A 23,653-nucleotide genomic window follows, 5' to 3' on the forward strand; every position below is an offset into this window, starting at 1 on the left:
CCGGGAGGTCGCGCTTTGAATCCGCAGCAGCCAACACCACAATCGCGGCCGGAATCCGCCGCTTTGACCGCGCTCGACCCCGCCGCCCGTCAGGAGCTGTTTGTCAGCCTTTACGGCGATCTACGACGAATCGCCCAACGCGAACTACGCCGCAACGGCGGCGGCGCCTTGACGCTCGGCGCGACGACGCTACTTCATGAAGCGTATTTGAACATCAGCGACCGGCATCGGGCGCTGTTTCCCGATCAAGCGCATTTCCTGGCCTATGCCTCGCGCGCGATGCGGGGCTTGATCATCGATTACGCCCGCAGCCGTCAGGCGCTGAAACGCGGCGGCGGCTTCGAGATCACCTCGCTGCCCACCGACATTCCCGAACAGGCCGCCGACGTCGAAGAGCTGCAACGCTTGAGCGACGCCATCGAGCAACTGGCCGGCGTCGAGCCGCGGCTGGCGCAGGTGGTCGACCTGAAATATTTCAGCGGCTTTTCCTTTACCGATATCGCCGCGATGTGGGGCATGTCCGAGCGCACCATCCAGCGCGATTGGGAAAAGGCCCGGCTGTTTCTGCATCGCGCCCTGGCCCACCTGCCCGACCCCACCCCGTCCTGAGATTTTTCGCGGCCGATGTCGGCTTTGCCTGGCCGATTCCGATGACCCTGGTACCAGAACCTTTCCTGCTGGCCCGGGGACATAACAGTCATGAGCGCGATCAACGTGCAGGCAATCCAGATGCGCCAGACCAGAGGCTTCGTCACGGCGCCCTTGCTCGAGCGCGAACGTCATCTCCAGGATCTGACGGAATGGCTGGCGGCGGCCAGGAGCGGCGGCCGCATCGCACTGGTCGGCGGTGAAGCCGGCCTGGGCAAGACCTCGCTGATGCAGGAATTCGCCCGGCAACAGCGCAAGACCCGAGTGCTCTGGGGCGCCTGCGATTCGTTGTTCACGCCTCGTCCGCTGGCGCCGTTGCATGACATCGCAAGGCAAGCTCGCGGCGGACTGTTGACGACCGTAACAACGGCGACGAATCGCGAGGTCATCTTCAACGCCGCGTTGGATGAGCTTGAGCGCGCCGAGTCGCTGGTGGTGTTTGAGGATGTCCATTGGGCCGATGAAGCCACGCTGGATCTGCTCAAATTTCTCGGCCGTCGTATTCATCGAACCAAGGCGTTGCTGGCCATCACCTATCGAGACGACGAAGTTCACTCGAGGCATCCGTTGTGTTCGGTGCTTGGTGAGCTGCCTCGCGCCAACACGCATCGCATGCTCTTGTCGCCGCTATCGGAAAGCGCGGTCGCGGACCTGGCCAGGCAAGCCGGTCGCAGCACCGACGATCTGCATCGAATCACTGGCGGGAATCCGCTGTTTGTTACCGAAGTGCTAGCCGAGCCCACTGCTTCAGTGCCTGCCACCGTCCGTGACGCCGTACTCGCACGCGCATCGCAATTGTCCGCGAAGGCACGCGCTATCGCGGAAGTGGTCAGCGTGGTTCCGGCGAGAACCGAAGCCTGGCTGATCAAACAAGCGGTCGCTGTGGACGATGCCAGCGTGGAGGAATGTTTGGGCATCGGCATGATCCGCGATGCCGACGGTGCCCTCTCCTTCAGACACGAGCTCACGCGTCGCGCCTTCCAGGATTCGCTCTCCAAACTGCGCCGGCTCAGTCTGCACGCGAAAGTGTTTGGAGTCCTGGCACAACGACCAGGCGTTTCGGCAGCTCGCATCACCCATCATGCGAACGGCGCCGAAAACGCCGAAGCCGTCTTACGTTTCGCGCCGCTCGCAGCCACTCAAGCAGCCTCAGTGAGAGCCCATCGCGAAGCCGCCGCGCACTATCGCACGGCCCTACGCTACGAGGAAAAACTGAATCCCGAGGAACGAGCACGTTTGCTGGAAGCGTTGTCGTACGAATGTTATCTGACCAATCAGATCGATGAAGCCGTGGCCACACGTCGCGAAGCCGCGGCGATCTGGCGCGCTCTCGGCAATAGACTGAAACAAGGCGACTCGCAGCGCTGGCTGTCACGACTCAGCTGGTTCGCCGGCCTCGGCGCCGAGGCCATGAACCACGCCATCGAAGCAATCGATACATTGGAACAGTTGCCTGCCGGACCCGAGCTGGCCATGGCTTACAGCAATCGAGCTCAGCTTGAAATGCTTGCGCAGGAAAGCTCATCCGCGATCGCGTGGGCCGACCGCACGCTCGCGCTCGCCGAGCCCTGGGGCAACTGGGAAATCGTCAGTCATTCATTGAACAACCGCGGCGCCGCCAAGCTCAATGCCGGCGATGTCACGGGCTATGAGGATCTGGAACGCAGCTTGCGGATCGCGCTGGAAGGCAATCTGCAGGAGCACGTCGCGCGTGCCTATACGAATCTGACTTCCTCGTCTGTCGCCTCCCGCAACTATGAGTTGGCACAACGTTACGCCGCCGAAGGAATCGCGTACTGCGAAGAACACGATCTGGATTCGTGGGTCCTGTACATGACGGCGTGGCGCGCTCGCCTGAAGTTCGAACTGTGCGACTGGGATGGCGCGGGCGAGGACGCACAGAAGGTATTGCAGAACTGCTCGACCACCGTGGCGGCACAGGCGCCCGCACTCATCGTGCTGGGTCAATTGCGAACCCGTCGTGGCGATCCGCAAGCGACCGCGGCTTTGAATGATGCTCGCACGCTCGTCCAGCTCACTGAAGAGTTGCAACGAATCGTGCCGCTGACGGTGGCATCGGCCGAAGCGGCATGGCTTGCCGGCGATCCCGCCGCGGCAGTCGCGGAGTTGCTGCCAGTGTATGAGCGAGCACTGAAGACTCAGGATCACTGGATCCAAAGCGAGTTGGCTGCGTGGTTGCAACGACTGGGCACCTGGGTGGCTGCCCCTGAGCAAACCGTGGGTCCCTACGCATTGGAACTCGTGGGCAAGTGGCGGGAAGCCGCGCTCGCCTGGGAAAAACTAGGCTGCCGACACGATCAAGCAGCCGTGTTGGCCCGTTATGGTGGCGAGACCGAGAAGCGACGCGCGCTCGAAATGTTTGAGGAGCTGGGCTCGACCCTGTTCGCTCAAGCACTGCGCCGGCAGATGCGACTGGACGGCGTCCGTCGCATTCCGCGCGGCTCGCGCCGTTCGACGCAGGACAACCCCATGGGACTGACGCTGCGTGAAGCGCAGATCTTCGACCTGATGTCACAAGGGCTGCGCAACGCCGAGATCGCCACCAAACTGTTTGTGTCGACTCGAACGGTGGATCACCACGTCTCGGCCATTCTCACCAAGCTCGGCGTGCCAACGCGCGCGGCGGCGCTCGCGATGGCACACCGGAGTCGATGACAACTTAGTGCCACCACAGCGGCGGTGCCGGCCGCTGGGTGGGCCACTGCTCTTCCAAGGTGTCGCCTCGATAGAGCACGCCGTTCTTCATCACATAGCGAATCGATTCGGTGTGCCGGATGTCGTCGAGCGGGTTCTGGTCCAGCACCAGAATGTCGGCGAGCTTGCCGGGCTCGATGCTGCCAAGGTCCTGTGAGTATCCCAGCGCCTCGGCGCCGCACATCGTCGCGGCACGCAACGCTTCGAGAGCGGTGAGCCCGCCGTCGGCGTACGCCCACAGATTCCAGTGATAGCCGAGACCCGCGAAGTTGCCGTGACTGCCGACGCAAACGCGTCCTCCAGCACGAGCGACTGCCACCGCCGATTGCGCCAGTTGTGACGTGAATCGTTCTTCCGGCGGTATCCATTGCGAGCGTCGTTTGCGACTCAAGCCGTCGGGCGGGTAGAAACGACGCAGCTTCTCATCGTCGTAGAGCGACGGGTTCTGATAACCCGGGCTCCAACCGGAAGGCCCGCCATACGTCTCCAGGATCGCCGGCGTATAGACGATGCCCGTGCGACTGAAGAGTTGAATGACGTCGTCATGCAATGTGTAGGGCAGGACGTGCTCGTTGCCCTGCATGCCGTCGAGCGCGTGCGTGATGTCGAGAACGAGATCGCCGCCGCCCTCCGTCGTGAGCATGACATTCAGGTGCCTGGCGGCTTCGATGATCCATTGGCGCTGCTGACGATTGCCTATCAGATAAGACTTGATCGTCCGCACGCCATAGAAGTCCCGATAGCGCCGGACGACTCTGAGGGCATCCTCCAGCGATTGGATATCGTTTGTTGGAAACGCACCCGGACCGGTCGAGAAAGAACGGTAGCCGAGCACTTCACCAGCCTCGACCAGATCTTCGTGCACCAGCGGATCGACGTTCATCGTCTGCGGATCGCGCCCCGTCGTCACCCCGTACGACAGATAGTTTTGAAAAGGCCACGCCTGCAGTTCGAGCACGCCGCGCCGAAGCGCCAGCATGTGAGGATGCAGATCGATGAAGCCGGGGACCAGCGTCTTACCCGCGACGTCCACGCGCGTGACCTTCGCTGGCAGCTGTAACGCGCCGCGCGGGCCAATGGCGGAGATTCGGTTGTCGACAACGAGAACGTCCGCATCCTCGATCACTTCGTCCGCCTTCATTGTGATGACTCGGGCGCCGCTCAACACAACCGCTCCACGAGGCTGCGCTCTTGGCTTCTCGATCCGCAGCGCCAATGCGTCCGACTCGACGGCGGCCTCGACGTTAACGGGCGCACGAAACACGGTGGCGCCCAGCGTCCACAGCGCCGTCGTTCCCGATTTATTCCATGCGATATCGTCGCCGCCTTGCTGATCCAAACGACGCATCGGCACTTGCGCTGCCGACACATCGATCGTCAGCGGAGCAACACCTGTCCACGCCATGGGAAACGCGTACACTCGCCCGCGAACGTGTGCCAGAACCTGCTGGCCATCGGGGCTCAGCAGCACCATCGGCTGCATCTCCATTCCACCACTGCCCGAGCCCATCACGGAAGTCTTCAACTCCAGCACGGCGCGACGATCGCTGCCATCGAGCCGCATGGAGACCAGCCCCAGACCCGACGACAGATAAACCCGGTCGTTCTCGGGACCGAAATGAGGTCGCATCAAGCCGGGCGCTGAAACAATGACGTGCGTGTCGCCGCTATCAGCGGGCACCCACGCAAGATCCATGGCCGCCGAGGCGCCAAGCGATACGCCGCTTTCACTCGCCTCCTCGGCGTGCTCATCGATGCCGGCAAGCGACATATCCGCCGCACCTTTCGAGAAGTCGCTCTTCGACATGCGCATCGCCAGCACTCGCGTGCCATCCGGCGACCACACCGGATCGCGATAGTAAGCGGCGTCGTTGGTGAGACGAATGGCGCGCCCGGAGCCCGACGCACGAATCTTCCACAGCGCCCCACCTTCCGTGCTGGTCCACGTCGTATAGACAATCCATCGACCGTCGGCCGACCACGCGGGTTGATAGCCGCCGCGCGATCCGCTCGTCAACGGCTTCGGTTCGCCGCTCGGTAGCGACTTCACATAGAGCTGACCGAACGCAGTGAACGCGAGCGACTTTCCATCTGGCGACAACGTCGGTCGTTGCACGATGCGCGCGACGACTGGCCCCTGCGGCACTCGACTCTGTGTTTGTAACGCCGGCCCGATCTCACGCGACACCGGCACGCTCATCGGAATGACGCGAGCCTCGCCCCTCACCACGTCCACGCTATGAATCTTTCCGTCGTAGGCCGTGATGAGCCGCTTGCCATCGGGGGTGAACGCGTAGCCCGGCAGCAAATCGTGGTCGGGCTTCGATGACTCTTGATCGTCACGTTGCACGCCCGCGATCAGCAACCGTTCATCGCCGGTGCGCAGATCTCGTATCATCAGATTTGTGGACGCGCGATTGCGCGTTCCATAGACGAGGTTGCGACCGTCAGGAGACAGCACCGGCCGCATGCCGCTGCCAGCCGCGGCCGTGACATCCACCTCTTCGCCCGTTCTGCGATCCCGTCGCCGGACTTGCCAGTACGGCATCGCGCGCGGCAGTCCCGCTTCATACGAAAAGTTCGCCAGGAAGCCGCGCGCGAAGGAATAATAAATATAACGACCGTCGCCAGACGCAATCGCACCCATCGCGTTGTTCCATGAGTCCATCGACATGCCCGGCGTGGGCTGGCTGCGAACCAGGGTCACCCCGTGCCCGCCATCGCGATGATAGAGCCAGAGCTCGAAGGAGCTTTGATAGGTGAAGGGCTTGTGTCGCGAGACCAGGATTTCCTTGCCATTCTGCGTGAACGAGGGCGAGACGAAATGGGCCATGGTCTCAGACGTCAACTTGCGCGCGTTCGTGCCATCGACATTCATCAGCCAGACATTCTCTGAGCCACTGCTATCGCTCACGAAGACAATCTCGCGGCCATCGGGCGAGAAGCGAGGCTGCGTATCGTAAGGGATGCCGCGCGTGAGCGCAGTCGCCTGCCCGCCTTCGACGGGCAGCGTATAGAGATCGCCGAGAAGGTCGAAAACGATAGTGCGACCATCGGGCGAGACATCGAGCGAGATCCACGTGCCTTCCGTGGTCGTGAACGATATTTCGCGCGTCGGCTCGGCTCGCGCCGGAGCCAGAGCAATCCACAGACAAAAAGCCACCCACATCGCCGCCTGAGCCGAGCGAATCATGCTGGAACCTCGAGTGAGAATGACCGCGAGACCGGGCGCGCCCCGGCCCCGCAGCTAATTAAGACGGTTGAGCTCGGGCCATCCTCACCAATGTCTGGAAATGCCGAAGCGCACGAAGCGGCCGACCGGCGAGTAGTTGGTGGAATCGTAGGGATGGAAAATGGAGCTGCTGGTGTAAATCGAATCCGGCTGCGCGTCGAACACGTTCTGCATCGACAACATCAGCTCGAGGTTCCGGAACAGCGAAGGGCCGTCCGGCACCTGAAAGCGCGCCGTGAGATCCAGCGTCGTCATCGAAGACACATCGCGGCTCGGCGTGATCTGCACATCCTCGACACCGCCGATGTAATTGACGAAGGAACTGAGCGTCAGCGCATCCAGGCCCCACACCACACCGACGTTACCGCGCAGATGCGGTGGATTGAACACCGAACCCGCCAGGTCGACATACGGCTGCAAACTGCTGAGCTTCTGTTTGCTGTCCATGTAGCTTGCGTAACCGGTGAAGGTCAGCGAGCCCCAGGAATACGCGACCGTCGCGTCGACGCCGCGAATGTTTTGTTCGGCGACGTTGGCCGTGCGGTTGTCGATGATGGCGACCACGTCCGCGGGATCGTAGGCCCGGCCCAGTTGATTGAAGAACGTGCCGCCACTGGCAATCGCCGCGGCGACAGCGGCAGTCTTATCGGCATCCGAGGGCGAGAGATTCACCAGATCGCGATAGATCGGATCGCTCAGCGAGCGCGCTGGGTAGGTGATGGGCGCGAGAATGCGGTCGGTGTAATCGATGTTGAAATAACTCAGCTCCACTTGCAGATTGCTGAGAGCGCGCGGGTGCAGGTCCAGCGTTGCCGACCAGGTCTTGGCGCGTTCGGGCTTCAATTCGCGGCCACCGACCAACAAGTACAGCGCGCTGGCAGTGGTTGGATAGCCCGTGCCACCGTACGTCGTGACGGGGCGAGCGACGATGTTGGCCTGGACGTACGTCTGATAGATGCTCGGCGCACGAAACGAGCGCCCCCACGACGCCTTGAGATCGAAATCCGGCGTGGGCGAATAGATCAGGCCCAGCTTGGGAGTCGTGACATCGCCGATGTCGGGATAGTCTTCATAGCGAATCGCCGCGCTCGCACTGAGATTCTGGAGCAACGGCAGATTCAACTCGGCGAAGCCGAAGTAAGTCTCTTGTTCCTTCGCCTTCGCAAAGGTGTTGGTCTGTCGCATCGACTGCTCACGATAACCGCCACCCACCGCCGCCCGCACCATGCCCGCCGGCAGGGCGAACAGCGGCCCATCGGCGTTGATCTCGACCGACGCTGTCTTGTTGTTCATGCCAATCGTCGCCGCCGCGATACTGGCGTTGTTGAGATAGGCCTCTTGATAGAAGTCTGCATAGTCATGGCCAACCATGGTGGACAGCGACGTCCGCCAGTCGCCCCCCAGCTCCAGTTGCAACGAAGGCGCGAGCACGAAAGACTCAGCCTGCGAGTCTTGAGTGCCGCCGTTCAGCAGGTAACTACCGCGAGCGTCGCTCGCATAGGTGTAGTAACTCGAGCGCTCGGCATAGAAGCCGTCGAACTCGAACGACAGGTTCGATGCGAGCTGCTGATGACCGCTGACCAGCACGCTTTGATTCTCGAGCTCAGGCATCAGCCCCAGGCCGGGAGACCGACGCTTCGCATAGCTGCGCTGATCGGCATAGATAGCATTCGTATCTTGATACTCGGCCGCCACCAGAATTCCGCCGGTGTCCCAGGTCGTGCCGGAGGTGAGCCCGTACTGTTGTTGCTCGTTGCCGCCTTCGGTGGAGACACCGAAGCGAGCGCTCGCGTCGACGCCTTCGTAGTCCCGCTTCAAGATAATGTTCGCGACGCCCACGACCGCATCGGCGCCGTACAGCGCGGAGCTGCCGTCAGCGACGATTTCGATGCGCTCGACGGCACCGAACGGAATCGAAGAAATGTCGACGGAATTGCTGCTGGAGGCATAGGCCAGGCGATGGCCGTTCAACAACGTCAACGTCGCTTGGTTGCCCACGCCGCGCAGGTTCAACGTCGATGCGCCGGTGAGATTGCCCGAGCCCGCCGCCGTCGAGCCCAAGCCGAATCCGGTGCCGGGATTCTGACCGCCGGTGAAATTCTGCGGAATCGTGCGTAACACCTCGCGCAAAGAATTCTGCCCGGCATCCAACATTTGATCTTGCGTACGCGTGACCACGGGTGAGGAACTTTCGGCGCCGCGAATGTGACTGCCTGTTACGACGATCTCTTGAAGTTCGAGCGGTGCGCTGTCTCCACGCGGAGAGTCTGTTGCCGGAGCAGTCGGCGGAACAATCGTGACGGTCTTCTCGTCCAGATACATGTACGTGAGCCCGGTGCCGCTGAGAATCTTCTGCAGGGCCTCATCTGCGGTCACGTCCCCCGCCACGCCTTCGCTCAGCTGCCGACCGACGATCTCGGTGCGATAGACAACTTGCAGATCGCAGACTTTGGCGAGCGCCTGTAACGCTGGCTCGAGCGGTTGCGCCGGAATATAGGTCGGCTTGCGAATCGCCGCGCGCACCTCCTGCGCGACCGAAAGACTCACGAGGGAAACACAGATGGCAGTGGCAACCGCGGTCACGCGCATGAAAACTCCCCAGCCTTGTCTCAGGCTTGCAAATGTCGTCGAGCGAGATGCTGACGACTTCATGCAGGGGTAGAGCAATCGTGAGCGGAAAGTGGTCACTTCAGTTGGAAAAAATCTCGATGTCTGAATCGGACTCCTCGACGCGCAGGTCCGATTGCGCGTGTAGGAAACGAACCAGCGAGGCGGGATCGGTCGATGAGAACGTGCCGCTGACCAGGAACTTGTCGAGTCGGGTATCGCGAACCAGCAGGCGTCGCTCGTTGTAACGATTGAACTGCTCCGCCACGACGGTGAGCGGTGTACCGCTGAACACCAGCCGCCGCTCTCTCCATGCTGTGGCATCTTCAACATTCACGGGCAGCGCACGAGGCCGAGTGCTCTCGCGGACGATGGTCTGCTCGCCCGCGGAAACAAACGTTCCGGAAGCGGGCGTCAGCACCGGGCTCGACGAGGTCGAAACATCCTGAGTCGGATCGGCGATCACGGCGACGCGGCCTTCAAGCACGGTGACCACCGTGCCCCGGCGGCTTCGGTCCACGTCGAACTGCGTGCCAACGGCGCGAATCCGCGTATCGCCGCTGTACACGACGAAGGGACGAGAGGCGTCCTTGTGAACTTTGAACAGTGCCTGTCCTTCGAGAAGAATCACATCGCGCCGCGTTTCGGCATAGCGAACCCGAACGCGCGAGCGAGCGTTGATCTCGACGATCGAGCCGTCGGGCAGCGAGACCGCGCGCTGCTCACCCACGCCCGTTTCGTAGGTCGAGCCCCGCAGGGTTTGCAACCATACGAATGCTCCGATCACACAGACGAGCAGCGCCGCAGCCGCCACGATGAGCCACGGCCTGCCCCGCCTCACCTGCCTGACGCGATCGAACCGCCGGCCCTCCAACGGCACGACGTTGCCGCCGGCCCGGGCCAGCTCGATCAACTCATCGGCGCTCGCGGTGTGACCGGCGTCGACCTTCGACGCGTCCTGCCAGAGCGGAAACATTTCCAGATAAGCACGCACGTGCTCGGGCGACTTTCGCAACCACGCGTCGAACGCGCGTCGCGCATTCTGATCGTCGTCGTCGCAACTGAATTCGACGAACCACTCCGCCGCCTCGTCGATGATCTGCGCATTGCGTCCTGCCACTTCCTTACTCCTGCGCCGGCATGCGCTGTCGGCAATGGGACAGCGCCTGAGCGAGATATTTCTTCGCCATGCCGCGCGACATCCCCAGGTGCGAGGCGATCTCGTCGAGCGAAAAGCCGTCACGACGATGCAACACCAGCACCGAGCGCGCCTTGGGAGAGAGCTGCTTCATCGCCTGCTCCAGCTGAGCGACGCGTTGCTGCGTCTCGATCTGCAGTGCCGGGTCCTCGACGGTGGACTGCATTTCGAACAGCGCATCCAGCATTTCCGTGGGCTCCGGATTGGCGGCCTGGCGCAGGGCATGCTGATGCAGTACATGGCTCGCGATGGTGATCAGGTAGGCCTGGGGATTGCGGATGGTCTCGTGCTGCTCGACGCGCAACAGGCGCAGGAACACCTCCTGGACCAGATCGGGAAGATCTGCGGCCGCGTTACGCAGCCGCGAGGCGAGATAGCGACGCAGGTTCTGGCCGTGCTGCTTTTCAACGGCAGTGACGAAAACCTGCTTATCGGACGTGGGCAAGGGCGCTCAACTTGGCTGTGGCTCGTCCAAGTAGAGCGTGGCCCGAAGAAAAATGGCTACCTGATTTTTTGTGAGGGGACCGGCTCAGGGCGAGCCGGTCATCTCCACCGCAATCGTTCCCACCGCCGCCGGCCCCTGCTTTTGCCGGGAGGCCTCCGGATTGTAGTCCGCCAGCGGCGGGCTGCCGGGATAGCGCGCGGCGGCCCGGAGCTGATCGCTGCCGATGAGAATCGCTCCATAGGGTTCGCGCCCCGCCGGCAACGACTGCGCCAGCCAGATGTTGGCGGACGCCGTCCATTGCGCCCCTATTGCGCGCTCAACCGGCACGTCGGTGACGGCGATCGTCCCGTAACGGGGATTGAAGATCACATCGCTGTACTTGTAGTCGGCGCGGCCGGAAGCGATGCGTGCACCGTCGACGACCACTTTCCACTGCCCTGCCCTGGGCTGATTCACGACGACGGATTCGCTGCCTGCCGGGTTGAGACTGCTTCGGGCCGGTGCGCAGCTGTCACCGGTGCAATCGAAGAGATACAAATCCACATCGCCCGCCGTGCCCGCCTCGACATCCACCCGCAGTTGAGTCGAGCCGGCGGGCACGTCGATCCGATAGACCTGCTGCTCGCGATTGCGAATCGTCGCTGTCTTTCGGTGGACACTGCCCATGGGACTGGTGAGCAACCCGCCCGTGAAGCTGGCGCCACGATTGACCAGATTCAATTCACGCGTGACCGACTTGCCTGGCAGCAACGGCCCCAGGTTCACACTCATCGTATCCCCGCCGGCATTCAAGAGCGACGCGGTGATCGTCGTCGGCGTCGGTGGCAACGGCTGCGGCAACCCGGGCGAGAACTTTCTCAGGTCCGTGTTTTCACTGAGCAACACTTCCCACACGCCCGATGCCGGCCGGTCCACGATGTAGTCGGACGATTGCACGTAAGCGACGCGGTTGTCGGGCGTGAACACCAGTTTGATCACGCCGTCAGGAACCTTGAAGTCGAGCTTCAGCGTGGCGGCGCCGGCGGGCACGTGGAAATAAAAGCTATGCTTGCCCGGACGCGGCACATCGGCCTTGTGTGCCATGGTGTATGCGTTGGACGCATCCAGGGACGGCGCGGCTACTACGGTATTCATCACTCGATACGCGTGCCCCGGAATCGACTCGTGATCGAGCGACAGCAGCGCGCTGTGCGTGCCCTCGCTCTGGGTCGAGATTTGCACCGGGAATGCGACCGGTGTGTTGAGCGGCAACGTCACTTCCGTAGCACTCTTATATGTTTCGATATCGCCCTGCCAGGACACGCGAAACGTCATCGGCCGAGCGGGACCGCCGGTCCGCGTGAAGGTGATCACTCGCTGGCCGGCGTCGCCCGGTTTCCATCCTTCTCGTTCGAAGATGCCGACACCCTGATCGGGGACTTCGAGCCACGAGCTCAGCGCGGTCTTGACCGGCGCGCTACTGACGATAGTCAACGGCGGCGCCGACGCATCTAGTTTCTGCAGCAGATCCCACGCTGCCTTGGCCTGTAACAAACCATTGCCCTGCTGATGCGTCTCGATGCTGTTCATGTACCGGCTGCTCATCGTGAGCGCATGACGCAGTCGTTGCGCGTCGTATTTCACGCCGCGTTGTTTGGCAGCGCTGATCAGCAACGCCACCGTGCCAGTGGCCACCGGCGTCGCGCACGAGGTCCCGCTACACATCATATAACCCGGCGGGAGTCGATAAAGGCCGTTGACATTCCGGGCCGGGTCATCCTTGAAGATACTGGTGATCGAGATGATGGCCGACGGAGCCATCACGTCCGGCAGCATCGCGCCATTGCCGGCCGGGCCGTAGGAGCCGACCCAGTGCAGATTGTCCTGGTTCCGAGTCACGATGCCATTGCTGTTGAGAAAGTTCGCCTGGCTCTGGTACGCACCGACCGCGAGCGCCGCGCCCGATGCGCCATAGTCCGATGCGCGATTCAATCCAGGCAAGTTGTCGCCGGGCACCAGAAACAACTTGTTGTACCTGTCGATCAGGCGCGCGATCACGATTGTCGGTGTGAACCGACCATCCTTCAGCCGATAGGAATTGTCGATGAACACGGATTGCTCGAACAGCACCACGTCGATGCGACGATCCTTGAACGCGGCGATCAATCCTTCGACGGCGCCGCCCGTGCTGAAGCCGTACTCGATCGAGATCAGCTGCGCGTTGGGCGCGATACCTGAGACGCGTCCCTGCGGAACCACTTTGCCATTGGCGGCCGCGGCGGCAGCAACGGCGCTGCTGTGGCCACCGAACGCACACAGAATGGCAACGAACTTATTGCGCTTGTCGATCTGGACGGTGAAGCCCACCGTCTCGCGGACCGCCGTATTCGGATCGTCCTTCCCAAACACTCCGATGTCGCGAGCAATCGCGAACTCACGCATGCCCTTTTCATCGTTGAAGTCGCCGTCCTGATCGGTGTCCACCCAGACGGTGCCGGTCTGCTCCTCCCACAAGACCCCGAACAAGCGACTGCTGCCCTCGGGATCGCCGTCACGATTCACGTCGAAGCGCGTGGGCAAAGGATAGAACTCGCCCTCATCGAACATCGCAACTCGAAACGTGCCGCTCTTCGGCGCACTGAAGCGCTGGCCATTGAACTCAAAGCTGCGTCCCCGCACCGACACTTGCGTCTTCATCGCCACCCACGGGCGAATGTTGCTGGTCTCGTCCTGCTCGAGCGGATCGCTCGCGGTCAGATAATCGAGCACCTTCGGCACCGGCTTGCCGTCGAGGCTCAGCGCCTGCTGAAACTCCGGCCGTAGCAGGTCGATATATCCCTCGACATGGCCGATGACGACGCCGCGACCGTCGAACGTGGGCGATTCGGCCAGCAAGCGCGTGATGTCGAGATCGTCGTAGGCCGAGTACGGCTTCGACAACGGATAGTCGCTGACTTGCGGCGGCCATGGATCGTCAGTCGACGGCGGTAACGACGCGTCGTCGGCACTGGGCAGTTGGATGTCGGCACGACGATCGGAGTTGGATTGAATATCGGCCGATTGAACTTGCGGAAACGCGACCAGCGCCTCGACGGCGTCGGGAGCGATTGCCACCCGCAGATAGTCGACCGAATCTTCTCGATAGCGCACCTCGCCCCCGAGCCTATGCGCTTCTTCCGCCACTCGCGAGTTCATTCCCTTCGCGGATGCGATGAGCAACGACACCGTTCGTTTGTCGTTGGCATGCGCGTCGGCCAATTCGCCGCGACTGTCCTTGAACAGGAACGGTCGTTTGGGCTCAGCGCTGGACGCCAGGCACACCATCGACAAACTCAAGGCGCAAGCGCACCGAACGAGTACTGCTCTCATGTCAGCTCCAAAGAAAATGGCTCGCGAAACGGGCTACTACAGCAGCCCTTTGGTGAATCTCAGGATGACGAACCGTCCCAACGGACTGGCGTTGGTACTGTCGAAGTTCAGCCCGTCGGTGGTCTTCACATACGGCGGATCTTTATCGAACAGGTTCTGCACCGTCAGGCTCAGGCGCGTCCGGTCGAGCCAGTCGTTGCGACGGTTGTTGGTATCGCCGTAGCTCAACGTCAGATCGACCGTGGTCCAGCTCGCGATGCCGACCGGTTGAGCGGGATTGCTCAACGTATCGATGTAGTTATCCATGTAATTGAGCGCCGTGAACACGGTGAAGTCCCCCTGACTCCATGCCACCGAACCTCGCGCCTTGAATTCGACCGGGCGATAGATCTGATCGACTCCTTCGGTGGGCGGCACCTGCGGCGACGAGGCGACTTTGTAGTCCATGAGCAAGCTGCCGTTGAAGCCGAAGCTCCAATGACCGAACGAGGTGTCGAGGCTGTACTTCACGCTCAGATCCGTGCCGCGCACGTCGACGCTCGAGAGATTGCGAGTGCCCGTGTCGAAGAACACTTGCACGTCCGAGGCAACCACCGGCAACTGATTGCCGTTGACATCGAACACGCCGGAGTAGAACAGCAAATAATCGTCTGACTGGGCACGGTCGATCAGGCTCTGGATATACGCCGGATCGGGCGAGCGGTCGATCAGATTCTCGTAAGCCGGATTGCCGGCGGCCAGGTCCGGCGACACGAACTGGATGCGGTCCTTGTAGGTCACTTCGAAGTACGACAGCTCGGCGCTCAATCCCGGCAGCGAGCGCGGCTCGAACGTCAACCCCAGCGTGATGCTGTCGGCGGTTTCTTCGGTCAAGCCGTCCAGACTGTTCGATCCGTAGATGGCGGCCGCATACACCGTTCCGGCAGGCAAGCGAGGATCGGGCGTGCCGGTGTACAGCGGATCGCGCAAACCGAGAATCGCCAGCTGCGGCCGGTTGCCTACGTTATATAACGGCGGAGCGCGAAAAGATTCGGAGTACGAGGCGCGCACACCGAGACCTTCCACCAGTTCCCAAAACAAACCGTAGCGCGGATTGAACGTCGTACCGAAATCGCTGTATTCCTCGTAGCGACCGGCGACGCTGAGCTGCAATTGCCGAACGAGCGGCACCTCATTGTCCACACCGATGAACGGGACCATGACTTCGCCGTAGGCCGCCTTCACACGGCGCGTGATATCGGGATCGAACCGGCCGTTCGGAGGACTGGCATCGCGGTAGCCTTCCTCGCGATACGAGGCTCCCAAGGCAACACTGATCTTGCCGCCGTAAATATCGAACAGCTTGCCGCTCACCCGCCCTTCGAGCGTGAGAATGTCATTCTCGAATAGAAACAACCTGAAGTTCTGTCCGGTGTTGAGCACTTTGTTCTCGCTCTCTTCGAGCGAGTTGGCGCCGTAGTCGGCGAACACACCGACGTTCCAATTCTCCGTGAGGTCGCTGTTGAGTTGCGCCGTGACGAACAAGTTGTCGATGCTGAAGACGCGGTGCTGGGCACGGTTGTACATGGACGTCGTGGACTCGTGGTCCCGCTGCGTATAGAGCGCATCCACGGTGAACGTCGTGCGCTCGCCGAGATCCTGGGCGATGGACGCGTAGCCGCTCCACAGTTGCTCGTCGGGCAGGATGTCGCCGCCCGGCAGCGTGCCGTAGTCGCTCTGGCCGATGAAAGGACGGTCCGCCATCGCCAGCTTGCCGGTATCGGTGTATCCGAGATTCAGTACGGCGCTGCCCGATCCCCAGCCGAAGCCGCCGGCGATGTTCCCTTGATAGTCCCGTTTGTCACCCGAGGTGACCGAGCCGGCGCTGCCGCCCACTTCGAGCCCGGTGAAATCCCGGCGCGTGACGAAGTTGATCACGCCACCGATGGCATCCGAGCCGTAAACGGCCGAAGCGCCGTCGGTCTGCACGTCGATGCGATCGATGATGGCCAACGGCAGCGTCGACACATCGACGAACTCTCCCGACTCGGTCGCGGGAATGCGCCGGCCGTTCAACAACGTGAGTGTCGAGCCGGCGCCGAGGCCACGCAGATCGACGCCTGTGCTGCCGCTGTTGTTGGTGGCCGACTTGAAAGGATTGATGGCGCGTCCGCTATACAGCGAAGAGTTGCCGGCGAAGTTCTGCGGGATGGTCTGCAGAAAGTCCTGCGCGGTTCGCGAGCCGGAGTATTCGATATCCTTGCGATCGTATTGGATGATCGGCACGGTGGGATTCGACACGCCGCGAATGTTCGTGCCCGTCACGACAATCTCGTCGATCTGATCGCGCAATGAGCTGGTCGTTTCCTGGTGCTCCGGTCCGCTTGTGCCGCGCGTGGTGATCAGAATCGCACCGGACTCCGGATCACGACGCACGATCAGCGACGTGCCCTCGAGCAACTTGATCACGGCCTCTTGCGCGGACAACTCGCCGCTCACGCCTCTGGTCTTGAGCCCCTTGACCTGCTCGTCCTGATACACCAGATCGACATTCGCCTGCTTCGCCAGCGTTTCCAGCGCACCGAGCAGGCTCCCTGCTGGAATATCTATTCGCTGCGCGTCCGCCAGCGCGGCGCCAGCCAGCGACGCCGACACCAGTAACGCGGCTATCGTGGATTTCAACTTCGAGGTCTTCAGCACTTCACGACTCCCCAATTGGCTCTATGTTGTGGCCATCGGGGTACCGTGACGACCTGCGCGACCAAATCCCTGAGTCGGCGCGCAACTATTGCGGACGGCGACTGCCCACCAGCACGATGCGATCGTCGGTGCGCTCGGCGCGGACCGGGAAGCCTTGCTCCAATAAGCGCACAAATGCGTCGAACTGGGTCGAGCGGAACTTGCCGCTCAAGCGAATCGTCGCGACCGCCGGATCGTCGATGACGATCTTTCGGTCGGTGTACCGGTTGAACTCGGCGACGGCGTCGGCCAGCGCCACGTCGCGAAAAATCAAATAGCCGGTGCGCCAGCTCAAGTCGCTCTCGATGTCGGGGATCGGCTTGTCCTGCACGAGGACGCCATCGTCGGTGGCACGCGCGACGCTGCCGGCTGCGAGCGTCAATAACTTCTCGTCGACGGCTCCTCTCATCGGCTGGCGCTCCGTTGCATCCTCGATGCGCACTCGGCCTTCGGTGATTGCGACCTGCACGTCGTTGCCATTGCGACGAACCGAGAACGCCGTGCCCACCGCGATGACTCGCTTGCCGCCGGCGGTCACGACGAAGGGTCGGCTGGGGTCCTTCGCGACTTCGAAGAACGCTTCGCCCCGCTGCAACTCGACCCGTCGCTCGCTCTCGGTGACATCGATGCGGATCTGACTGTCGGTGTTGAGCGTAACCTTCGAGCCATCGCTCATCGGCACCGACGCGACGCCTCCCACCGGCGTGCTGTGATCGGGACGAACGGCGCTGACGTACCAAACAATGGCGCCCACGACTGCCAACATCAGGCTTGCGGCCACTCGCACCAGCAATCTTCCGCGCACCGATGGTCGGGACCGTTGCCCGGTCATCTCGCCCTTGTCGAAGAATCGAGCGAGCTGCCACTGCTCCGGCGCGGGCACCTCGCCGGGCGGCACGCCGTTGCTCAACGCCTTGAGTCGCTTCGCTTGTTTCCACGCCGCTTCCAGGCGCACGAACGCAACCAGGTGCGCGGTGGATTGATTCAACCACGCCTGCAGCTCGGCCTCGTCGCCGTCGCTCCACACCGCGCCATCTCGTCGCGCCAGCCACTGGCTGGCCAGCTCTTCAATCTGCCGGCTGTCCATGCGCGGAGTCCTCTTCGATATCGATAGCCTCATTGCCATCCGTTTGTTTGCTACGTGTCTTCCGACTGAACAGCGCATCGGCGAGCAGTCGTGTGCCCTTCATCACGTGGCTCTCGACCGTCTTCTCGCTGATGCTCAAGCGGCTCGCCACTTCCTTTTGTGACAACTCATCCACCCGCCGCAGCCACACCACTTCACGACACTTCGGCGGCAGGATGCTGAAGGCACGCGCCAGCTGCATGAGCTCCTGACGCGCATTCAAGCGCTGCTCGGGCGACAGCTCATTGCCCGGGACGTGGAGCACTTCCAGATCCCCGACAGCTTCCATGGAAACGATCCGGCCCCGGCGCAGCCGATCGGCCATCAAGTGTCGCGCCGTGGTGAACAGAAACGATTTCGCGGCGTATGGCAGCGCCTTCTGCGCGGCCTCGTACACCCGAATGTAAGTCTCCTGGCGCAGGTCGTGGATCTCGTCGCGATTCGGCCAGGTCCGCGTGAGATAGCGCACGAGGGACGCCTCGTGCACCAGAATCTCGCGGGCGAACCAGTCATTGAGCGCTTCGTTCACGCCGGCAAGATACCTGCAACCAGGCCTGGAAATACAGGCAGGTGGCGTCGAATCCGCAAATCCACCGATTTTCGTCGCGGCACTCAGGGATCGGCGCGACTGGTTCGTCTAGGTAGGATTGGCCGGGCGGAATTCGGTGCTGTCAGTGCGCAAGAGACGCGCCGATCCGGGAGTCGTACCACTTGAACACCCGGCGCCATTTGTCCCGAATGTTCTCGGGGTTGAATAGCAAATGGCCTTCGCCCCAATAGCGCACGAACACCGCAGGCTTGTTCAAGCGGTACAGCGCCGTGAACAGCTCCTCCGATTGGGCGATGTTCGTCACTGGATCGCGATCCCCATGCACGATCATCACGGGCGTTTCGATGCGGGCCACGCCTAGCAGCGGACTGTTGCGAAGATAACGATCGGGCGTTTCCCATGGCAGTCCCCCGACGCCCGCCTGTCCGAGTTCCAACCAGGCAGCGCTATTCATTGCGGGGCCTTCGGCTTCGGCACTCACCGTCTCGGCTGCGTTGAACTTGCCATAAGCGCTGAAGAGATCGTAAATCCCCGCTTGCGCGACGGCGGCCTTGAAACGATTCGTTTGCGTGAGGATGGTTATGGTGGCGAAGCCGCCATTGCTCTGGCCTTGAGCGGCGATGTTGTCGCCATCGACGTAGCCGGTAGCGACCGCCGCGTCGACTGCGGTCATCAAGAGCGCAGCCAACCCTTCCGCCGGCTCTCTTTGTCCCTCCGACCCACTGAGCGGCATCCCCGGATACAGCACAGCGTAGCCGTGTGAAGCGAGCATGTAGCCGTTCAGGTCGTTGCGATCTGTGATGCTCGGGCCGGCGGTGAAATTGGTTTGATTGTTCCGGCTTGGATAAACGTCGCACACCATTGGCACCGGACGGTGCTGGTTCGCCGACGCCGGCAACAGTAGCCACGACACCAAAGCCGCTCCGTTGGGACCGCGATGTTCCAATCGCATCAGCCGGCCTTGATCGATCTCGGCCAGATGTTGGTTTACTTTGACCAGGGTCACCGGTTCTTGCGATGGCCTCGTCAGTGCGAGCGTCCCTACTCCGGATGTTTCCTGCGAGAACGTCAACTGCGCTCGGATGTCCAACGCTGCGATTACGTTGGCGCTTCCGGGCGCTGCCGCCGGTGGCGACGGCACCTGCTTGGCGGCACGATCACCCAACAGATACCAGCGCTCCTCGCGCGATTGCGTCGATGTTCCGAGCGAGGCGATCTGTTCGCCCATCCAAGTCCACTTGGGGCCGAGAGGATACCCGGTCGTGTGCATCGATAACTTCAGATCGTGAGTCGCGACCTGCCGGGTGACGCCCGACTTGCCATCGAAGCTCCAGATCCCCGCTTCGCGCCAGCTTGCGTTCGCAGATCGTGCGACGAAACCGATACGCCGTCCGCTCGCCGACCAGGCCACGCCGGTCGGCGCGACATCGCCGCATGCATCGCAAATGGAACGGGCTTGAGCCGAGCGCACGTCGTACAGCATCAGCTGTTTATTGGAGCCGCGAGCGAACGTGTGCTCGTCGATGGGAATCGCTCCATCGAGCGACGCAGGCTGGATCCGAACCGCAGCGACGGCGTTACGATCGGGCGAGAGAAACCAGGAAACGAAATTCCCTTCGGCCAAGGTTCGCGTGTGCCCGGTGAGCACGTTCACCAGCACCAGCTGACCTTTGTTTCTGGGCTGATCGTGGACCGACTTGTAACTCCCACTGCCGAGCACGCTGACAGTTGCATCCAGGCCCGTGTACGACGTCTGCCACGAACGCTGCAGCTCACTCGGGGACGGCGCGCGTCCGGAACATGAAGCCGGTTGTCGCCCGTCCGGGCTCAACGCATAGACGACCTCACGCGATGACACCCATACCGGCCGCTGCGGAGCATGCGTGAAATGACAATCGGGCGTGCCTCGAAACTCCCTGCGCTGTCCCGACGCAACTTCCAATGCACCATACGTCAACTGGTCCGACGAGAACCGGGCATACAGGATGAATCCGCCGTCAGGCGAGATGCCTCGGAGCGAATATCCATCCGATCCCGAGGCGTCAAACAACGGTCGCGGCTGTCCGCCCTTCTCCACGTCGTAGAGGAACAGCTTGGACTGCTCCTCTCCGTGGGAGTTGAGTCGCCCGCGACCGGACGGATCGCTTCGCGGCGGCAGGTACTCGTAAACGACATACCTGCCGAGCGGATCGAACTGCGCACCACGAATCGCTTCGAGGTTCAGCAAGTCGTCTATCGTGAATGCGCGCCCACCCTCGGCCTGCGCAAGCATCGGAGCCAGACCAAGCCACAGGCCGAACATTCGCAGCACCGCGCAGACGCGCGACGGCGCCAGGAGAAATTTCATAATGACGTCCAGGTTGGCTCGGAGCCACGCGGCTTCATTACCGCGCGTATCCGAGAAGTTGCGGCAGCAGTTACTTGAACCGCTTGGTCAGCTCGACCGCGATGAAACGATTGCGGGGTGACGCGTTGGCGGGATCGAAGCCGTAGATGCCGAAGCCGGCATTGCTGGTCGTCTTGGGCGGGTTCTTGTCGAGCAGATTGAAGGCGGACAAGCGCAGCCCCAGGCTATCCATGTCGTAAGCGAGGTTCAGATCGATCGTGGTCCATGAACTGATATTCGCCGCGCCCAACGTGTCGTCGATCCGATAGCTGTCCTGATAGTTCAAGAACAGATTGGCCGTCACCGCAGCCACGCGATAGCCCACGCGCCCTCGCAACTTCAAATCGATGGGGTTGTACAGCGTATTCATCTTATCGACGAGCGGCGTGTTGGCGGCAGCGCGCTGGTCGTAGGTCAACAGATAAGTGGCATCGACGCCGAGCGACAGATAGCCCGCGCCAGCATCGGTTCCATAGTTGACGACGAAGTCCAGGCCGCTGACATAGGTTTCGCTCAAGTTACGCAGCACACCGGCCACGTTGATGATCTGGGCCTGGTACGGATCGGCCAACTGGTTCAACGAATACAGGCTGGCCAGCAGATCGGCGATCTGACTCTGCGTGGGCCCGAAAATCACCGTGCCCGCCGGAAACAAGCTGGGATTGTTGAACGCCTGGTTCGGCGCGTCGTACACGTTGTTGGTCACAGGAACCGGCGTGGTCGCGAGTCGATTGGAAAACTCGATGTCGAACCAGTTCACCGAGAACGACACGTCGTGTCGCCCCCAGCGGTCGCTGAAATCCAGACCCGCGGTCCACGCCTTGGAGGTCTCCGCTTCGAGATCCTTGCCGGTGCCGAACACAGTCAGTGCGACGACATCGGCAATGGAAGGATCGCCCGGTGTGAAACGGAACACGCCGTTGGTGTAAGAAGTCCGCGCCGATAAAGCCCCCAGGTCCACCGCGCCCACGCGACCCAACGGCGGCGGATTGAACGCAGTGCTATAGGAGCCCCGCAGTTTCAGCGACTCCAGCGGTTGCCACATCACGCCGACTTTCTCGTTGGTGGTCGAGCCGAAGTCATCGTAATCATCGCGGCGACCGGAGACATTCAACTCCAAACGTTGCATTCCCGGCAGCGCGTTGGCGGGACCGATCACCGGCACCAAGGCTTCGCCATAGAATGCGTTGGCTCGGCGTTCGGCATCCCGATCCGTCACGCCGCTGATGACATTGGTATTGCTGAAACTTTCTTCGCGATAGTGACCGCCCAACGCCAGCATCAACTCGCCACCCGGCAAGGTGAGCACCGGGCCGGACGCTCTCAGGTCCGTGGTCCAGATATCGGACTCGATCTTGCGCTTTCGCGGCGCTGTCGTGCCGGTGGTATCCGTCTCGCCATTCACGTAGCTGTAAGCGCCGGACAGATCCACGTACCACGAACCGCCCACGCGCCAGGACAGATCGATGGAGCTGTTCAGATTCTCCGAGGTCGGCTCGGAATGAAATCGATTCGCCGCCGGGTTGTAGAAATCCTGGATGGCCTTGCGCTCGGAATAGACCACACTGCTCGACAGTTTCAAGTCGTCGGTCAGCTGCTGCGCGCCCGATCCAAGCACGCTGTGACGTCGCTGGGCCGGCATCAGGTCGTTCGGCAGAGCGGCGCCTCGCGAGAAGTCGCGATCCGCTGCGCTCAACGCGCTCTGATCGAAATATTCATAGACGAGCAATGCGTTGCCGCTGTCCCAGCTCGTGCCGGCGGTGATACTGGCGCGATACTCGTCTTGATCGCCTTCGGTCACGGTGCCGTAGCGTACGCTGGCTTCGACGCCATCGTATTTGTCTCGAAGAATGAAGTTCACGACACCGGAGACCGCGTCGCCGCCGTAGATCGATGAGGCGCCATCGGAAAGCACTTCCACTCGCTCGATGGCCGAGGCTGGAATCATCGAGATGTCGACGAAGTCGCCGATGCCTGACGAGGGCGCGATTCGCTGACCATTGAGCAACACCAGCGTGCTGCCCGAGCCCAGGCCACGAAGATTCACACCGGTGCCAGCAGTGCCTGAGGTGGCGCCGTTGAAGCTTGCGTTGTCGTCGCCGGGTGCGCCCCACGACAGCGTTTCCGTGGAGCCGCCACCGAAGTTCTGCGGCAAGCGATTGACGAACTCCTGCGCGGTCGACGCACCCGAGGCGACGATGTCTTCGCGACCATAGATTCTCACCGGCGAGCTTTCCGCTGCCGCGCCACGAATGTTCGATCCGGTGACGACGATTTCATCGAGGACGACCGGCCGATCGTCGAGCGCGGCGGTCGGTTCCTTTTGCACCGTCGTTTGTTCGCGCGTCGGAGCGATCAACATGGCGCCGGTCTCATCGATGCTCAATTTGAGCGGGGTGCCTTCGAGCAGCTTGGTCACCGCTTCCTGCAGCGACAAGTTGCCGTGCAGGCCTCGCGTGCTGAAGCCTTTGAGCTGCTCCGGGTTGTACATGAGCTCGGCGCCCGACTGCTTGGCAAGCGCTTCGAGCGCTGTGACCAGCTCACCGGCAGGAATATCGAGGCGCCCCGGCTCGGCGGCGTGCGCGCTCAACACAGTGGAACAAGCAAGGAACAGCGCGATGGATCGTGGCAGTACGGACTTCAACATTTCATCCTCCCCAAGGCGGCTCTGATGAGTCGG

12 protein-coding genes are annotated in these 23,653 nt (G+C 62.0%); 2 read left to right on the plus strand and 10 right to left on the minus strand.

Annotated elements, in window-relative coordinates; all coding sequences use genetic code 11:
* Window positions 1–15: 15 nt before the first annotated feature.
* Together ACFPN2_RS33005 and ACFPN2_RS33010 are read left to right on the plus strand one after the other, a co-directional pair.
* Window positions 16–609, plus strand: coding sequence for an ECF-type sigma factor (locus ACFPN2_RS33005; protein ID WP_380604715.1), 594 nt, complete (start codon window positions 16–18; stop codon window positions 607–609).
* A 90-nt stretch (window positions 610–699) separates the two neighbouring features.
* A complete protein-coding gene (locus ACFPN2_RS33010; RefSeq protein WP_380604717.1) occupies window positions 700–3,324 on the plus strand; it encodes an ATP-binding protein in 2,625 nt (874 codons plus the stop codon).
* A 4-nt stretch (window positions 3,325–3,328) separates the two neighbouring features.
* On the opposite strand, the gene ACFPN2_RS33015 is transcribed toward ACFPN2_RS33010, so the two are convergent.
* From ACFPN2_RS33015 to ACFPN2_RS33060, 10 genes are all read right to left on the minus strand, one after another.
* Complete coding sequence (locus ACFPN2_RS33015) at window positions 3,329–6,556, minus strand: amidohydrolase family protein (RefSeq protein WP_380604719.1); 3,228 nt, start codon at window positions 6,554–6,556, stop codon at window positions 3,329–3,331.
* An 84-nt stretch (window positions 6,557–6,640) separates the two neighbouring features.
* A complete protein-coding gene (locus ACFPN2_RS33020) occupies window positions 6,641–9,184 on the minus strand; it encodes a TonB-dependent receptor domain-containing protein (RefSeq protein WP_380604721.1) in 2,544 nt (847 codons plus the stop codon).
* A 100-nt stretch (window positions 9,185–9,284) separates the two neighbouring features.
* Entirely contained in the window at window positions 9,285–10,322 is a 1,038-nt protein-coding gene (locus ACFPN2_RS33025) for a FecR family protein (RefSeq protein WP_380604723.1), read from the minus strand.
* 4 nt (window positions 10,323–10,326) lie between these two features.
* Entirely contained in the window at window positions 10,327–10,845 is a 519-nt protein-coding gene (locus tag ACFPN2_RS33030) for an RNA polymerase sigma factor (RefSeq protein ID WP_380604725.1), read from the minus strand.
* Window positions 10,846–10,929: 84 nt separating this feature from the next.
* On the minus strand, window positions 10,930–14,193 hold the full coding sequence (locus ACFPN2_RS33035; RefSeq protein ID WP_380604727.1) for a S8 family serine peptidase: 3,264 nt from the start codon (window positions 14,191–14,193) through the stop codon (window positions 10,930–10,932).
* Between the two features lie 36 nt (window positions 14,194–14,229).
* Window positions 14,230–16,872 (minus strand): TonB-dependent receptor domain-containing protein, encoded by a 2,643-nt coding sequence (locus tag ACFPN2_RS33040; RefSeq protein WP_380604729.1) that lies wholly within the window; start codon window positions 16,870–16,872, stop codon window positions 14,230–14,232.
* 85 nt (window positions 16,873–16,957) lie between these two features.
* Window positions 16,958–17,998, minus strand: coding sequence for a FecR family protein (locus ACFPN2_RS33045; RefSeq protein ID WP_380604731.1), 1,041 nt, complete (start codon window positions 17,996–17,998; stop codon window positions 16,958–16,960).
* Complete coding sequence (locus tag ACFPN2_RS33050; RefSeq protein WP_380604733.1) at window positions 17,979–18,566, minus strand: RNA polymerase sigma factor; 588 nt, start codon at window positions 18,564–18,566, stop codon at window positions 17,979–17,981. The genes ACFPN2_RS33045 and ACFPN2_RS33050 overlap by 20 nt, the downstream gene beginning before the upstream one ends.
* A 142-nt stretch (window positions 18,567–18,708) precedes the next feature.
* Entirely contained in the window at window positions 18,709–20,934 is a 2,226-nt protein-coding gene (locus tag ACFPN2_RS33055; protein WP_380604734.1) for an alpha/beta hydrolase family protein, read from the minus strand.
* A gap of 70 nt (window positions 20,935–21,004) precedes the next feature.
* The gene (locus tag ACFPN2_RS33060) at window positions 21,005–23,620 is read right to left on the minus strand and encodes a TonB-dependent receptor domain-containing protein (RefSeq protein ID WP_380604736.1); all 2,616 of its coding nucleotides are present in this window, start codon (window positions 23,618–23,620) and stop codon (window positions 21,005–21,007) included.
* Between the last annotated feature and the right edge of the window lie 33 nt (window positions 23,621–23,653).

Source organism: Steroidobacter flavus (assembly GCF_042651805.1).
Taxonomy (GTDB): domain Bacteria; phylum Pseudomonadota; class Gammaproteobacteria; order Steroidobacterales; family Steroidobacteraceae; genus Steroidobacter; species Steroidobacter flavus.